At 74.7% G+C, this 245-nt stretch carries 1 pseudogene; it reads right to left on the minus strand.

Going from position 1 to position 245, the window contains the following annotated elements:
- A pseudogene (locus tag KVT44_RS56625) lies at window positions 1-245 on the minus strand (hypothetical protein); the annotation flags it as partial.

Genomic DNA, 245 nt, shown 5'->3' on the forward strand with positions numbered 1-245 from the left:
GTGGCGGAGACGTTCGAGAGGGTGAAGGAGCCGTAGACGGCGCCGGTGGCGTCCGGGGAGCCGACGGTACTGGTGCCTCCGCCGAGCTGAGCCGGTGTGCACGGGGGCGAGATCGCGGCCGAGGCCGAGGGATCGGGGCCGCCCGTGGCCGTCCCGGTGTTCGCCCCCTTGCCCTTGTCGGGCGTGCCGGTCTGGCTGCCCTTCCCCTTGTGGTCCTTGGGGGAGGCGGTGCTGCCGCCCACGGG

It is taken from the genome of Streptomyces sp. GbtcB7, assembly GCF_019091445.1.
In the GTDB taxonomy this organism is placed as follows: Bacteria; Actinomycetota; Actinomycetes; order Streptomycetales; family Streptomycetaceae; genus Streptomyces; species Streptomyces mirabilis.